Below are 13,733 nucleotides of genomic sequence, written 5' to 3'. Positions count from 1 at the left end.
GACATTAATTCAGGCGATTTTTGACCCGTCCCGGCGCAATCTGTAATATTCTTTCAAATATTAGTCTCGATACGGCCCTATCTCAGGCTGAGCCAGATCAGCGCTCCGACGCCCGCAATGATTCGATACCAGGCAAAGGGCACGAAACCGCGGCGCGACACCAGTCCGACAAACCATTTGATGACCAGCAGGGCGACGATGAAGGCGGTGACGAAGCCCAGCGCGATACTGTCCCAGCCGACCGCCGCGCTGGTGATCTGGTCGCCCTTTTTCGCCAGTTCCAGCACGCTCGCGCCCAGCATGGTGGGGATGGCGAGGAAGAAGCTGAACTCGGCCGCCGTGCGCCGTTCGACGCCCAGCGTCAGCGCCCCCATGATGGTCGCGCCCGAACGGCTGACCCCCGGCACCATCGCCAGACACTGGATGAAACCGATCCCGATGACGCGGACAAGCGGGATGTCGGCGATGCCGTGGAAACGATCGGTGCGGATCAGCCGCTCGATCGCCAATATGGCGACGCCGCCGACGATCAGCGCGACCGCCACCACCTTTGGCGCGCCCAGCAACATTTCGATCTGGTCATGCAGCGCAAGGCCGATGACAGCCGCGGGAATGAAAGCCACCAGCAGGTTGCGCAGGAAGCGCCAGCTTGTCGGCTCTCCGCTCAGCAAGCCCATGCCCACGGCCCAGAAGGTGCGCCAGTAAAGCGCCACGACCGCCAGGATCGCGCCCAGCTGGATCACCACATTGAACATCGCCCATGTCGCCGCGTCATAGCCCAGCAATTCGCTGGCCAGGATCAGGTGGCCGGTGGAGGATACGGGCAGGAATTCGGTCAGCCCCTCCACAATGCCCAGCAGGATGACGGTCAGATAATGCAGGTCCATGGGCATTTTCCGGTTTCAGACAGGCAAAAAAATGCCCTGTGCGGCCGGGGCGACCCGATGGATCGGCCCGGCGCGACAGGGGCATGGCGTCAGGCTGGCGATCAGGCGCTGACCCGACCGGCAAAGCGCCCATGCTTGCGATAGACGACCAGCCAGCCATCGGCCACGGCGGCCATCGGCGTCGCCGTCACGCCCAGTTCGGCGAGGCCGGGCGCTCCGGCGGCGGCAACATTGTCCTTTTGCAGCATCGCCCACTGGTCGCGGGTGATGGGCGCGCCGGGCAGGAAGCCGAAGGCCGCGATCAGGCTGGCGAACGGGCCGGGCACGGCAACGAAACTGCGGTGCCGGCCGATGCGCGCGGCGATCCATTGGTTGATGGCCAGCATCGTCATGGTCTGCGGCCCGCCCAGTTCGAACGTCTTGCCGCCATGGGCCGCAGGATCGGCCGCCGCCGCGACGATGGCTTGGGCGACATCGGCGACGTAAACGGGCTGGAATTTTGTCGCCGCGCCGATCACCGGCACCACCGGCATGGCGCGGATGAGGCCCGCAAAACGATTGGTGAACTGGTCCTCCGCCCCGAAGATGATCGATGGGCGAACGATGGTCGCGGGCGGGAAGGCGGCCAGCACGGCGGCTTCGCCTGCGGCCTTGGACCGGCCATAGGCGGACGGGCTGTCAGCGTCGGCGCCGATGGCCGAAACATGGACCATCGCGCCGACCCCGGCCTGCGCCGCCGCCTGCGCCACATTGGCCGCGCCCTTCGCCTGCACCGAGTCGAAATCGCCGGTCAGCACCCCCACCAGATTGATGACGATGTCGCTGCCGGTGATCGCCAGGGCGACACTGGCCGGGTTGGTCACGTCGGCGGCGACCAGTTGGGTCTGGCCCAGCCCGCCCAGCGGCTTCACCCGCACGGCGGTGGTCAGGCGGCGCTGCGCCACCCGGACGCGGGCGCCCTGCGCCAGCAATGATTGCACGACCTGCCGACCTACAAAGCCTGCGCCGCCGAACACCGTAACCAGTTTATCCTTCATCGCGCGATCCATGCCCTGTGCTGATAGGGAGAGAGACTCTTCGTCCCCCATTGCAACAGCCGCCCGCCGCTGACAACCGCAACGGCAGGCGGAGCGTGGATTTTTCAGCCGATCCAGCCTTGCAGATCGGCGATCATCCACAGGCCGAGCGCCAGGAACAGCAGCGCCGCGCCGACCTGAAGCGCGCGCATCGGCACTGTCTTCGCCAGCGCCTCGCCAAAGACGACGGCGGGGACATTGGCGATCATCATGCCCAGCGTCGTGCCGGCCGTCACCGCAAAGACATTGTCGAACCGCGCGCCCAGCGCGATGGTCGCCACCTGCGTCTTGTCGCCCATCTCGACCAGGAAGAAGGCGATGAGCGTCGTGGCGAACACGCCCGCACGGGATGGCGCGCGGATCGGCTCATCCGCGTCCAGCCTGTCGGGGATCAGCGTCCAGGCGGCCATGGCGACGAAGCTGGCGGCGATGGCGTAGCGAAACCAGGGCTGGTCGAGCATTCCGGCGATCGAATGGCCGAGCAGCGCGGCGAGGAAATGATTGGCGAGCGTTGCGACCAATATGCCCAGGATGATCGGCGCGGGCCTGCGAAAGCGGGTGGCCAGCAGCATGGCGAGCAATTGCGTCTTGTCGCCCATTTCGGCGAGCGCGACCAGGGCGGCGGAGGTGAAGAGCGCTTCCATCTTTCATATCCGGGGCCGGGCGGAAGGTGAAACAGACGCAATGCCATCGTCGCATTCCGCCCGGCCGGACAAAAAGCGCCGATGCCATTGGTCTCGCCCGATACGGCTTCGCGCCGCATCCCATACGCCATGGCCTCTCGACCAAATATGTTGACGCATGACCCGTTCGCATGGCGCGGAACGGCTGGCTACTCCCCAGATGACGCGCTAGCCTCTAGGCGAGACAGGCGGGGAAGGCAAGCCATGGCGAAGGACGCGAACAAGACGGTCGAGACGGCGGCGGACGTAGAGGCGTTTCTGGCGCGGGTCGAACCCGAGGAGCGCCAGGCGGACGGGCGCGCGGTGACCGCGCTGATGGCCCGGCTGTCGGGCGAGCCGCCCGCCATGTGGGGGCCGAGCATCATCGGCTTTGGCCGCTACCATTACCGTTATGACAGCGGGCGCGAGGGCGACAGTTGCCGGATCGGCTTTTCGCCGCGCAAGGCGGAACTGGTCTTCTATCTGGCCGGTCTGGACGACGCGGACTTTGCGACGCTGGGCAAACATCGCCGGGGCAAGGGCTGCCTCTATGTCAAACGGCTTTCGGCCATCGACATGGCGGTGCTGGAGGCGTTGATCGTCAAGAGTCTGACTTACATGGACGAGGCCTATCCGCGATGAAGATGATGATGACTTTGCTGGCCCTGACGGTCATGGCCGCGCCGGCGAGCGCCGCGCCGGTCGAGGAGGCCGGTATCGCCAGCCTGTCGGCCGACCTTTCCGCCGGGCGCACCACCAGCGTCCGGGCGGTGCGCGCCTATCTCAAACGCATTGCCGCGATGGACCGGCGCGGGCCGCGCCTCAACAGCATCATCACCCTCAATCCCGATGCGCTGAAACAGGCGGCGGCGCTGGATGCGGAGCGGCGCGCGGGTCTTGTGCGCGGGCCGCTGCATGGCGTGCCGATCCTGTTGAAGGACAATATCGAAGCGGCGGGGATGCCGACCACCGCCGGGTCGCTGGCGCTCGCCCGCAACGACAATGGCCGCGACGCCCCGGTCGCCGCTTCGCTGAAGGCGGCGGGCGCGATCATATTGGGCAAGGCCAACATGTCCGAATGGGCCAATTTCCGCTCGACCCGGTCGATGAGCGGATGGAGCGGCATGGGCGGCCTGACCCGCAATCCCTATGCGCTCGATCGCACGACCTGTGGCTCGTCCAGCGGATCGGGCGCAGCCATCGCCGCCGGGTTCGCGCCCGCCGCCATCGGCACGGAAACCAACGGCTCGATCATCTGCCCGTCATCGCTGATGGGGCTGGTGGGGCTGAAGCCGACCGTCGGCCTTGTGCCGCGCACCCATATCGTGCCGATCAGCCAAAGCCAGGACACCGCCGGGCCGATGGCGCGCGACGTGCGCGACGCCGCGATCCTGCTGTCCGTCCTGATCGCCAGCGATCCGGCCGATCCAGCCACGGCGGATGCAAAGGCCCACGCCCATGATTATGCCGCCGCGCTCGACCCGGCTGCGATCAAGGGGATGCGGATCGGCGTGATGCGCGGGATCGAGCAGCCCGCGCTGGTCGCGCTCTATGACGCCGCGCTCGCCCGGTTGACGGCGCTGGGCGCGATACTGGTCGATGTCGAAAAGCCCGATATGGACGCGATGCGGGCGGCCAGCGGCACGGTGTTGAACGCCGAGTTCAAGACCGACCTCAACGCCTATCTGGCGAGCACCGACCCGGCGAGGGTGGAAAGTCGCACGCTGGCCGACCTGATCGCGTTCAACAGCGCCCATGCGCCGCGCGAAATGCCGCTGTTCGGGCAGGAATTGTTCGAAAAGGCGCAGGCGGGGGCTGGCGCGGCCGATCCGGCCTATGCGGAGGCGCGGGACAAGGCGAAACGGCTGGCGGGACCGGAGGGGATCGACGCGATGCTGGCCGCGCGCAAGCTCGACCTGTTGCTGGCCCTCAGCTATGGCCCGGCCTGGATCAGCGACACGCTTTATGGCGACAATTATTCCGGGCCGCGCGGATTGACCAGCCCGGCCGCGATTGCGGGCTATCCGCACCTTACCGTCCCCATGGGGCAGATGCGCGGGTTGCCCGTGGGGTTGAGCTTCATCGGCGCGGCCTATGATGAACAGCGACTGCTGAACGTCGGCTATGCCTTTGAACAGGCGCAGGGGCTGAAACTGCGCCCCGATTTTCGCGCGACGGCCGATGCCGGGCCTGAACTGGAAGCCGCTCAGCCCTGACCGAGCAGCGCAGCAATGGCGCGGGCGGCGGCGGTGACATCGGCCCATGTCTCGTCGAACCCGGCCTCGTCGCCATAATAGGGGTCGGTGACGCCCGTGCCCTCACGCCCTGGCACCATGTCCATCAACAGGCCAAGGTGCGCGCCATGCCCCGCCGGAGCGATGCGGCGCAGATCGCGCAGATTTTGGCCGTCCAGCGCGAAGAGATGGGTGAAGCGGCGGAAATCATCCGCCTTCACCTGTCGCCCGCGATAGCCGCTGATGTCGACGCCATGGCGCATCGCCACCGCCTGCGCCCGGCGGTCGGGCGGATCGCCGACATGCCAGTCGCCCGTGCCCGCCGAATCGACATGGACGGGCAGGTTGAGCCGCGCCGCCTCCGCCCGCATCGCCGCTTCCGCCAGCGGCGAGCGGCAGATATTGCCCAGGCACACGAACAGGACGGACGCGATCATCCCTCAGCCGCCGCCGTGGAGAGGCCGAGGCCGGGCACGCCGATGGAGCGCCGCCCGCCGAAATCGGTGCGCGCGACGATGACGCCGAGCTTCTCCATATAGTCGATCAGGCGGCGGACCCGGCCCGGCGAACTGGTGCCATAGGCCCGCGCCAGCGCATGGTCGTCGGGGCAGGGCCGCCCCTCCATCGCGGCGCGCGCGATCAGCAGGAAGGGGGCGAGCATGTCCTCCGGCACTGGCTCGGCGGCGCGCAGCGCATCCCGCCAGCGCGGATCGTCGGCATCGGCCATCCCCGCCTGCGCCATGGCGAAACGCCTGCGGAAGGCGGGCAGGTCGATCGGCGCGGTTTTCAGGCCCTTCATCCGGCAGCGCACGCCGAAATCCTGATAGAGCGCGGCAACGCCGGGCGCGGCGTCGCCCATGTCCGCGACAATATCCTCCAGCACGGCGATCACCACCGGCTCATTCTCGCCAAAGTCGAGTTGCGGTGCGGCGGGCTTTGCCTGGGGCGCATCGGCCAACTGGCGCATGATGTCCTCGGCCGGGCGCGGCGGCGGATCGGCGCGCGGCGGGGAAGGGGGCGGCCCATCCTCCTGTCCGCGCGCGAACAGCAATTCCTGAAAATCCTCCGCCACGGCGACGGGCGGCGGCATCAGCTTGTGCGATCCGCCGCGCGTGCCCGTTTGCACCGCGCCGATCTTCACCGACACCGGCCGCCGCGCGATGGCGGGGCCAAGGCCCAGGAATCGCCCGCGCTCCAGGTCGCGAATCTGCTCCGCTTGCCGCCGCTCCATGCCCAAAAGGTCCGCCGCGCGCGCCATGTCGATGTCTAGGAAGGTGCGGCCCATCAGGAAGTTCGACGCTTCCGCCGCAACATTTTTGGCGAGTTTCGCCAGACGCTGCGTCGCGATGACGCCCGCCAGCCCGCGCTTGCGCCCCCGGCACATCAGGTTGGTCATGGCCGCAAGGCTAAGCCGCCGGGCCTCGTCCGAAACGTCGCCCGCCGCTACGGGCGCGAACATCTGCGCTTCGTCCACCACCACCAGCGCGGGATACCAATGGTCGCGCGGCGCATCGAACAGGGTGGAAAGGAAGGTTGCGGCGCATTTCATCTGCGCTTCCAGTTCGAGGGCGTCTAGGCTCAGCACCACCGAGGCGCGATGTTCGCGGATGCGGCCCGCCATCCGCACGATGTCGCGCTCATTATAATCGCCCGCGTCGATCACGACATGGCCATAGGCGTCGGCCAGCGTGACGAAGTCGCCCTCCGGGTCGATGACGACCTGCTGCACCATGGCGGCGCTTTCCTCCAGCAGGCGGCGCAACAGATGCGACTTGCCCGACCCCGAATTGCCCTGAACGAGTAGGCGCGTGGCGAGCAATTCCTCGACATCGACCAGCACGTCCTTGCCGTGGCTGTCGGTTCCTATGCTGATGTTGGCGGTCACGAGGGGCTTTTGGCGTAGGGGGTGGGCGAGTGCAAGGCCGCTTGGTTCTAATCCGACTTGAGCCAGTTGAGGATGACCATGACCGAGCCCTTGGGGTCTTTCCCACTCATCCAGCTTTCTTTGCAAAATTCTATGGTTTCAAGACGGCTGGGAGCGATATGCCCGGCGATTAATAAATCCCGGACAATGGCGCGCCGCTTCGCCCCCTCTTTCGACGATGAAGGAATTGAGCAGATTGTGGCATTGTCGTCAGGAAACATGCTCATGATGGCGATGATCAGGTTTGCGACGGCAGCCTGATCGGCGGGCGTACCAGCCTCGCCTTCAAAGCGAACATAGACAGGGCCGAAGTTCACAGACATTGCGGCGGCAGGAGACGTCATGGTCGCCCACAGCATGACTAATGCGAAGATCGGGCGACGGTGCATGCGCAAAAGTTATACGCTCGACAGATTCAGGTCGATCCGGATTCTGTTCAGACTCTTACTTGACCGTCCGATTGTTGCGATGCAGCATCGTTTCCATGGCGACTCTGACCCCTCCCGCGGGCGCGCCCGCGATCACGCAGAATCCTGACATACGCTATCTGGGGCGGCTGCTCGGCGATGTCATCCGCGCCTATGGCGGGGAGGGGCTGTATAAACAGACCGAGTATATCCGCGCCGCCTCCGTCGACCGGGCGCGCGGCATTCAGGGGGCGGACCTGGCCGACACCGGCCTGGATGCGCTCAGCCTGGACGACACATTGTCCTTCGTGCGCGGCTTCATGCTGTTTTCGATGCTCGCCAATCTGGCCGAGGACCGGCAGGGCGTCGCCGCCGAGCCGGGGGCGGACGTCGCCTCCGCCGTGGCGCGGCTGGAATCGCATGGCGTGTCGCATGACGCTGTGCTCGACCTGCTGGCGCACAGCCTGATCGTCCCCGTGCTCACCGCCCACCCGACCGAGGTGCGGCGCAAGAGCATGATCGACCACAAGAACCGCATCGCCGACCTGATGCAGTTAAAGGACGCCGGGCGCGCCGAAACGCCCGAGGGCGAAAATCTGGAGGAGGCGATTTTCCGCCAGATCGCGCTCCTTTGGCAGACGCGCCCGCTGCGTCGCGAAAAGCTGTTCGTCGCCGACGAGATCGAAAATGTGCTCGCCTATTTCCGCGACGTGTTCCTGCCGGTGCTGCCCGCGCTTTATGCGCGCTGGGAACGGGTGCTGGGCGCGCGCCCGCAGAGTTTTCTGCGGGTGGGAAGCTGGATCGGCGGCGACCGCGATGGCAATCCCTTTGTTCAGGCGCCGCAACTCGCCTTTGCGTTGCAGCGCGGCTGTCAGGCGGCGATCAACTATTATCTCGATGCGCTTCATGCGCTGGGCGCGGAATTGTCGCTGTCGACCGAACTCGCCCATGTGCCGCAGGCGGTGCTGGACCTGGCCGAAGCCAGCGGCGACCTGTCGCCCAGCCGCAAGGATGAACCCTATCGCCGGGCCTTGTCGGGCATTTATGCGCGCCTCGCCGCGACCTGCGTCGCGCTGACCGGGGAGCAGCCGGCGCGCCCGGCCAAGCTGAGCGGCGAGGCCTATGCGACGCCGCAGGATTTTCGCCGCGATCTCGTCATCGTCGCGCAGGGACTCGCCAGCGAGGGCGACGGCGCGCTGGCGACCGGCGGTGCGCTCGGGCGGCTGATCCGCGCGGTCGAAACCTTCGGCTTCCACCTCGCGACGCTCGACATGCGCCAGAACAGCGCCGTGCACGAACGGGTCGTGGCCGAATTGCTGAAGGTTGCGGGGGTCGAGGCGGATTATCTGGCGCTCGACGAATATGCCCGCATCGCGCTGTTGCGCAAGGAACTGGCCAACAACCGGCCATTGGGTTCGCGCTTTTCCAGCTATAGCGAGGAAACGGCGACGGAACTGGCCATTGTCGAGGCGGCGGCGCAGGCGCACCGGACCTACGGGCCGCAATGCATCAGCCATTATATCATTTCCATGGCGCAGAGCGTGTCGGACCTGCTGGAGGTCAACATCCTGCTGAAGGAAGCGGGCCTGTGGCGGGCGGCCGACAATGGCGAACCGCCCCATGCCGCGATCATGGCCATTCCGCTGTTTGAAACCATCGGCGATCTGGAGGCCGCGCCCAACATCATGTCCGCCTATTTCGGCCTGCCCGAAATCGCCGGGGTGGTGAAGGCGCGCGGCCATCAGGAAGTGATGGTTGGTTATTCCGACAGCAACAAGGATGGCGGTTACATCACCTCGACCTGGGGGCTGTATAAGGCAAGCCAGGCGCTCGCTCCCGTCTTTGCCGAGGCGGGAACGGGGATGCAATTGTTCCACGGGCGCGGCGGCGCGGTCGGACGCGGGGGGGGCTCCGCCTTCGCCGCGATTCAGGCCCAGCCCAAGGACACGGTGCAGGGGCGCATCCGTATCACCGAACAGGGGGAGGTGATCGCCGCCAAATTCGGCACGCGCGATGTCGCCATGACCAATCTGGAAGCGATGACCAGCGCGACGCTGCTCGCCAGTCTGGAACCCGAAGGCATTTCCACGCGCGACGCGGCGCGCTTTGCGGGCGCGATGGATGAGCTGTCGAAAACCGCCTTCGCCGCCTATCGCGATCTGGTCTACGGCACGGAAGGCTTCCGCGATTTCTTCCGCCAGTTGACCCCTATTCAGGAAATAGCGGGCCTGAAAATCGGGTCGCGTCCGGCCAGCCGCAAAAAAAGCACCGCCATCGAGGATCTGCGCGCCATACCCTGGGTGTTCAGCTGGGCGCAGGCGCGGGTCATGCTGCCCGGCTGGTATGGCGTCGGCCATGCGCTGACCGCGTTCGAGGACAAGGCGTTGCTGGCCCACATGGCGCAGCATTGGTCCTTCCTCAAATCGGCGCTCGCCAATCTGGAAATGGTGCTGGCGAAATCGGACCTGGGCATCGCCGCCCGCTATCTGCCGCTGGTCGAGGATCAGGCGCTGGCCGGGAGCATTTTCGGCCGCATCCGCGACGGATGGGCGCAGACGCATGACGGGTTGCTCGCCGCCACCGGCCAGTCGCGCCTGCTCGACAGGAACGCGACGCTCGAAACGTCGATCCGGCTGCGCCTGCCCTATATCGAGCCATTGAACCTGCTCCAGGTCGAACTGCTCAAGCGCCACCGCGCGGGCGAGGATGATCCGCGCATCCGCGAAGGGATTGAACTGTCGATCAACGCGATCGCAACGGCGCTGCGCAACAGCGGTTAGGCTCAGGATCTGCAATTACACATGCTGAGCCTAGTGACCCGAATCTGAAGTTCGCCACATTGGATGGATAGGTCGGAGCGAACTTCAGATTCAAAAGGGTCAATAGCAACTATATGATTCTAGTGTGGTTTAAGGATTTGAAATTCGCTCCGCGCCTGGCCGCTTAATGTGGCGAATTTCAAATCCACCACACTAGAAATCCGGCTGCATTAGCAGGGTCTGCCGGCGACCCGCATCCTACGAACCTGTCGCCTCACATCGCCGTTCGCGGAGTTGCATCCCCGTGGCGACATGGTGGCGACACAGATTGAGGGCGTAAAATCACCTCGCCTAGAAGGCGACTATATCACTGATTTATCTAGAAAAACTGGAGCGGGCGAAGGGATTCGAACCCTCGACCCCAACCTTGGCAAAACGATTCAAGCCATTTCGCCAGCCTAGCCGATTCTACGAAATACTAAGGTAATTCCGATAGTTGTTGCGGTCAATGTCGCACCACCCTACTCCTGTCTTCGCCACGAAACGGCAAAAATTAGAGACAATACGGAGACAGAAAGCCTCGATTTGAGCTTTGTCTCCAAATGGAGTGGTAACGATGCCGACTGCCAAGATCAACAAGCGCTCGGTCGATGCCTTCAGCGCGGACGGACAGGCGCAGGCAGTTCTGTGGGACAGCGAAATCCGGGGCTTCGGCGTCCGTGCGCTTCCGTCAGGACTCAAGACCTTCATCGTCCAGTACCGCAATGCCGAGGGCATCAAGCGGCGAATCAACCTCGGCCGGTATGGCGTTATCACGGTCGAACGCGCGCGCGATCTCGCGAAGATAAAGCTCGGCGAAGTGGCCTCCGGCGAGGATCCGGCCGTCGCGGTCCATCAGGCCCGTAAGGGGATGACGGTTTCCCAGATGTGCGAATGGTATCTGACCGAGGCGCGCGCCGGGAACATCCTTGGCCGCAGGAACCGGCCGATCAAGGAAACCTCGCTCAAGATGGACGAGAGCCGGATCAACACGCACATCAAGCCATTGCTTGGCAAGCGGCACGCCAAGCACCTGACCATCGCCGAAGTCGAGCAGATGCAGTCCGATGTGCGGGACGGCAAGACGGCCAAGGCGCGCGGCGGCGGGCGCGGCGGCAAAGCCGCTGGCGGGCCGGGCGTCGCTGCGCGCTGCCTCGGCACGCTGCAGGCGATCCTGGGCCATGCCAAGCACAAGGGTCTGCTGACCGAACATCCAACTCGCGGCGCCAAGAAACTCGCCACCAACAAGAAGACCCGGCGGCTCAGTTCCGCCGAAATCGTCGCACTGGGCAAAGCCATGGCCTATGCCGAGCGCAATGGCGAAAACTTGACCGCACTTGCTGTCGTCAGGCTTCTCGCACTGACCGGCTTTCGGCGGGAGGAAGGCCAGGCGATGAAGCGCGCCTGGGCTCATGCCGAAGGCGGGTTCATCGCTTTCCCCGACACCAAGACCGACGCCCAGGTTCGCGCGATTGGGCCGGAGGCACTCCGGGTTGTGCTCGCGCAGACCGAGATTGCCGGGAACCCTCATGTATTCCCGTCACTGACCGGCACCGGCCCCTATCAGGCGGCCGCTGCGTGCTTCATTCGGGTCTGCCGACTGGCCGGGATCGAGGGCGCGACGCTCCACACTCTGCGCCACACCTTCGCCAGCATTGCCGGCGAACTGGGGTTCACCGAACTGACGATCCGCGCCATGCTCGGCCATGCATCCCAGAACGTGACGCAGGATTACATCCATATCGACGAGGCGCTGAAGCTGGCAGTCCGGCGCACCTCGGACGAGATTGCCCGCCTGCTCGATGAGGGCGCGGCGGACCTGCGTCGCTCCAGCCTTGCGGCTGATCATGCCGGAATCGAATCCCTCGACAGAAGGTAACGAATATGTTACCGATGGCGGTGCAGTATGATTGTTGAGGAGTATGTTCGCGAGGATGGCTCCTGCCCGTTTCGGGGCTGGTTCGATGATCTCGATGTCCAGGCCGCTGCCAAGGTCGCGACCGCCATCGTCCGGATGGAACTGGGCAACCTGTCCAACGTCAAATGGATTGGCGGTGGCCTTGGCGAGTATCGGATCGACTGGGGGCCGGGATACCGGCTCTATCTGACCCAGGACGGCGGTCAGTTGGTCATCCTCTTCGTGGGCGGGACCAAGAAGCGGCAGCCGTCGGATATCAGGCAGGCGAGCGCATTGCTCGACGAGTACAAGGACCGGAAGGTCAAAGCGAAGAAGGCAAGGAGTTAGGCAAGGTGGCGCTGACACGCGATTTCAAGGAGACGGTGAAGGAGCGCGCCGCGCGCGATCCGGCGTTCGCCAAGGCCATGCTCGACGAGGCTGCGACTGCCTTCCTCAATGGCGAACCCCATGTTGCACGTCTGATCCTGCGCGACCTGGTCAATGCCTCGGTCGGGTTCGAAGGCCTCGCCGCTGAAACCAAGCGCCCGAGCAAGAGCCTGCACCGCATGCTCTCCGAGAAGGGCAATCCCAGCATGGACAACCTCGCCGCGATATTCGGCGCCGTTCGCAAGCGGCTTGGCGTTGCGTTCGAAGCCCATGGTGTCGAGGCAGCGTGATGCCTGCGGTATTCTAGCTGTGCTAAAACCCTCCACCGGCTGACCAAGTTCGGCTCGTTCGATGTTGCTGAGACACAAATCCAATGGACTCGATGTGGAATGCTGTCGCCAGCTGCACGATTGTCAATGCCTGCTGCACTAACTGACCCCCCGTTCAATGCGTATGAGAACCTGTGGAACCATCTCCCAACGGTTTGACGTGCAACGTGACCTGAACCTTTCCGGCCCTTTCAAAGTGGAGCGTGACCGGAACCACATCGCCAGCCACGAAGGGCGCTTACCGGCGAGGGCAAATACTGACATCGCTCACCACGGAACTCTGGACTTGTAACGGTTTTGCGCCGGTCGCCTGAGCGTTTTAAGCTCGCAACAGGAGACCGAAGAGATGATCAAGCATTCAGAAGAGTTCAAGCAGGAGGCGGTGCGGATTGCACTGACCAGTGGTTTGCCCCATGCACGGGTTGCCAAGGATTTGGGGGTCGGGAAGTCGACGCTGGGTAAGTGGATCGCGCAATATCGGCCGACAGACCTGATATCAGCGCCGCCGACAGATCTGGCCCGCGAGAACGAACGCCTTCGCCTTGAGAACCGGGTGCTCAAGGAGGAGAGGGATATCCTAAAAAAGGCCACGCAGTTCTTCGCGAGTCAGCGGCCGTGAGGTTTGCGTTCGTGGAGAGCTGGCGGCATGTATGGCCGATCGAGACGATCTGCCGGGTGATGCGGGTCAGCCCTCGTGGCTATCGTTCGTGGCGTGCCCGGCCCATGTGTCGGCGGGATCGGACAGACATGGCCGTGCTGACCCATATCCGGGAACAGTATCACCTGAGCCTAGGCAGCTACGGCAGACCGAGGATGACGATGGAGTTGAAGGAGGCGGGCCTCGCTGTCGGTGAGCGCCGCGTGGGCCGACTGATGCGCCTCAACGGGATCAAGCCGGTTCGCACGCGTAAGCACAAGGTGACGACCGACAGCCACCATCGCCTGGGTGTCGCAGCCAACTGGCTGGACGGGGATTTTGTTGCTGCTGCGCCCAACCAGAAGTGGGCAGGTGACATTACCTATATCTGGGGGACTGTCAGGAATTTCGTGTGCGGCGAGGCATAATGGGCAACAAGGAGATCCACTATGTCACGACGCAAAGAGCCTTCGATACCGAACGACATTCTCGACC

General features: G+C 64.6%; 12 protein-coding genes, 1 pseudogene and 1 riboswitch. Of the genes and pseudogenes, 7 read left to right on the top strand and 6 right to left on the bottom strand.

Features of this window, described 5'->3' with window-relative positions:
• Positions 1 to 77: 77 nt before the first annotated feature.
• From GGR44_RS14700 to GGR44_RS14690, 3 genes are all read right to left on the bottom strand, one after another.
• Complete coding sequence (locus GGR44_RS14700; RefSeq protein WP_183956245.1) at positions 78 to 887, bottom strand: undecaprenyl-diphosphate phosphatase; 810 nt, start codon at positions 885 to 887, stop codon at positions 78 to 80.
• A gap of 101 nt (positions 888 to 988) precedes the next feature.
• On the bottom strand, positions 989 to 1,924 hold the full coding sequence (locus GGR44_RS14695; RefSeq protein WP_183956244.1) for a complex I NDUFA9 subunit family protein: 936 nt from the start codon (positions 1,922 to 1,924) through the stop codon (positions 989 to 991).
• Positions 1,925 to 2,028: 104 nt separating this feature from the next.
• Positions 2,029 to 2,607, bottom strand: coding sequence for a TMEM165/GDT1 family protein (locus GGR44_RS14690; protein ID WP_183956243.1), 579 nt, complete (start codon positions 2,605 to 2,607; stop codon positions 2,029 to 2,031).
• A gap of 99 nt (positions 2,608 to 2,706) precedes the next feature.
• A riboswitch (yybP-ykoY riboswitch) is annotated at positions 2,707 to 2,817 on the bottom strand.
• 33 nt (positions 2,818 to 2,850) lie between these two features.
• Here GGR44_RS14690 and GGR44_RS14685 point away from each other — a divergent pair.
• The gene (locus tag GGR44_RS14685; RefSeq protein ID WP_183956242.1) at positions 2,851 to 3,267 is read left to right on the top strand and encodes a DUF1801 domain-containing protein; all 417 of its coding nucleotides are present in this window, start codon (positions 2,851 to 2,853) and stop codon (positions 3,265 to 3,267) included.
• A complete protein-coding gene (locus GGR44_RS14680; protein WP_183956241.1) occupies positions 3,264 to 4,841 on the top strand; it encodes an amidase in 1,578 nt (525 codons plus the stop codon). The genes GGR44_RS14685 and GGR44_RS14680 overlap by 4 nt, the downstream gene beginning before the upstream one ends.
• On the opposite strand, the gene GGR44_RS14675 is transcribed toward GGR44_RS14680, so the two are convergent.
• The 3 genes from GGR44_RS14675 to GGR44_RS14665 are packed head-to-tail and all read right to left on the bottom strand — an operon-like array spanning position 4,832 to position 7,142.
• Complete coding sequence (locus GGR44_RS14675) at positions 4,832 to 5,296, bottom strand: low molecular weight protein-tyrosine-phosphatase (protein WP_183956240.1); 465 nt, start codon at positions 5,294 to 5,296, stop codon at positions 4,832 to 4,834. The genes GGR44_RS14680 and GGR44_RS14675 overlap by 10 nt on opposite strands.
• Complete coding sequence (locus tag GGR44_RS14670; protein WP_183956239.1) at positions 5,293 to 6,744, bottom strand: helicase HerA domain-containing protein; 1,452 nt, start codon at positions 6,742 to 6,744, stop codon at positions 5,293 to 5,295. The genes GGR44_RS14675 and GGR44_RS14670 overlap by 4 nt, the downstream gene beginning before the upstream one ends.
• 47 nt (positions 6,745 to 6,791) lie before the next feature.
• Positions 6,792 to 7,142 carry a hypothetical protein gene (locus tag GGR44_RS14665; RefSeq protein ID WP_183956238.1) on the bottom strand — a complete coding sequence of 117 codons (351 nt, stop codon included), beginning with the start codon at positions 7,140 to 7,142 and terminating at the stop codon, positions 6,792 to 6,794.
• Between the two features lie 125 nt (positions 7,143 to 7,267).
• On the opposite strand from GGR44_RS14665, the gene ppc reads away from it, so the two are divergent.
• The 5 genes and pseudogenes from ppc to GGR44_RS17005 form a co-directional block, all read left to right on the top strand.
• Complete coding sequence (gene ppc, locus GGR44_RS14660) at positions 7,268 to 9,970, top strand: phosphoenolpyruvate carboxylase (protein ID WP_183956237.1); 2,703 nt, start codon at positions 7,268 to 7,270, stop codon at positions 9,968 to 9,970.
• Between the two features lie 595 nt (positions 9,971 to 10,565).
• Positions 10,566 to 11,867, top strand: coding sequence for a tyrosine-type recombinase/integrase (locus tag GGR44_RS14655; RefSeq protein ID WP_183956236.1), 1,302 nt, complete (start codon positions 10,566 to 10,568; stop codon positions 11,865 to 11,867).
• 27 nt (positions 11,868 to 11,894) lie between these two features.
• A complete protein-coding gene (locus tag GGR44_RS14650) occupies positions 11,895 to 12,233 on the top strand; it encodes a type II toxin-antitoxin system RelE/ParE family toxin (RefSeq protein WP_183956235.1) in 339 nt (112 codons plus the stop codon).
• 5 nt (positions 12,234 to 12,238) lie between these two features.
• On the top strand, positions 12,239 to 12,562 hold the full coding sequence (locus GGR44_RS14645; RefSeq protein WP_183956234.1) for a transcriptional regulator: 324 nt from the start codon (positions 12,239 to 12,241) through the stop codon (positions 12,560 to 12,562).
• Between the two features lie 385 nt (positions 12,563 to 12,947).
• Positions 12,948 to 13,630: pseudogene (locus GGR44_RS17005) on the top strand (IS3 family transposase); the annotation flags it as partial.
• Between the last annotated feature and the right edge of the window lie 103 nt (positions 13,631 to 13,733).

The organism is Sphingobium fontiphilum (assembly GCF_014196635.1).
In the GTDB taxonomy this organism is placed as follows: domain Bacteria; phylum Pseudomonadota; class Alphaproteobacteria; order Sphingomonadales; family Sphingomonadaceae; genus Sphingobium; species Sphingobium fontiphilum.
The sequence above is the reverse complement of the archived record's forward strand: the minus strand, read 5'-3'. Positions and strand labels throughout refer to the sequence as shown.

Bases quoted from the DNA above. Each gene is read 5' to 3' on its own strand.
- GGR44_RS14690 (WP_183956243.1), bottom strand. From the start codon at position 2,607: ATGGAAGCGCTCTTCACCTCCGCCGCCCTGGTCGCGCTCGCCGAAATG.
- GGR44_RS14685 (WP_183956242.1), top strand. From the start codon at position 2,851: ATGGCGAAGGACGCGAACAAGACGGTCGAGACGGCGGCGGACGTAGAG.
- ppc (WP_183956237.1), top strand. From the start codon at position 7,268: ATGGCGACTCTGACCCCTCCCGCGGGCGCGCCCGCGATCACGCAGAAT.
- GGR44_RS14665 (WP_183956238.1), bottom strand. From the start codon at position 7,142: ATGCTGTGGGCGACCATGACGTCTCCTGCCGCCGCAATGTCTGTGAAC.
- GGR44_RS14650 (WP_183956235.1), top strand. From the start codon at position 11,895: ATGATTGTTGAGGAGTATGTTCGCGAGGATGGCTCCTGCCCGTTTCGG.
- GGR44_RS14680 (WP_183956241.1), top strand. From the start codon at position 3,264: ATGAAGATGATGATGACTTTGCTGGCCCTGACGGTCATGGCCGCGCCG.
- GGR44_RS14695 (WP_183956244.1), bottom strand. From the start codon at position 1,924: ATGAAGGATAAACTGGTTACGGTGTTCGGCGGCGCAGGCTTTGTAGGT.
- GGR44_RS14655 (WP_183956236.1), top strand. From the start codon at position 10,566: ATGCCGACTGCCAAGATCAACAAGCGCTCGGTCGATGCCTTCAGCGCG.
- GGR44_RS14700 (WP_183956245.1), bottom strand. From the start codon at position 887: ATGGACCTGCATTATCTGACCGTCATCCTGCTGGGCATTGTGGAGGGG.
- GGR44_RS14675 (WP_183956240.1), bottom strand. From the start codon at position 5,296: ATGATCGCGTCCGTCCTGTTCGTGTGCCTGGGCAATATCTGCCGCTCG.